Annotated in this window: 1 pseudogene; it reads right to left on the bottom strand. The window is 61.3% G+C overall.

Annotation, left to right across the window (positions count from 1 at the left end):
• Positions 1-564: pseudogene (locus tag IEX27_RS21145) on the bottom strand (GumC family protein); the annotation flags it as partial.

The following is a 564-nucleotide window of genomic DNA, read 5'->3' as shown; positions in this document are numbered from 1 at the left end:
TCAGGCCCAGCGTGTTGTCGACGCCGAACTGGCGGTGCATGGTCGGCTTGCGCATGTCAGCGTCCACCACCAGCACCTTGGTGCCGAGCGCGCCGAAGTCGGTGGCGAGTTTCCTGACCGTCGTCGATTTGGCTTCGTTGGGTTCGGAGCTTGAGACCATCAGCGTCTTCGGCAGGCCTTCAGTGCCGGAGAACTGGATCGAGGTTCGAAGGCTTCGATAGGCTTCCGACAGGCCGGATTTCGGATCGGCCAGGCTTTCCGCCAGATCCTCCTCCTCGATCTTCGGCAGGATGCCAAGGACCGGAATGCCTAGCTCCCGCTCCACCTGGTCCGGATTGACGAAGGTGTTGTTCATCAGTTCCAGCAGGTAGATGATCGCTGCTCCAAGGCCCGCAAAGGCCACCAGCGCGATTGCCAGGTTGATCGACAGACGCGGTGAGACGGGCGAGCCAGACAGGACGGCCGGATCGACGATGGAGGCGTTTTCCGACTTCAGTTCCGATCCGACGCCGAGCTCGTTCAGCTTGGCGATCAGTGAATCGTACTGGGAGCGGTTGGAGTCCA

The organism is Nitratireductor aestuarii (assembly GCF_014641695.1).
GTDB classification, from domain to species: Bacteria; Pseudomonadota; Alphaproteobacteria; order Rhizobiales; family Rhizobiaceae; genus Chelativorans; species Chelativorans aestuarii.
The sequence above is the reverse complement of the archived record's forward strand: the minus strand, read 5'-3'. Positions and strand labels throughout refer to the sequence as shown.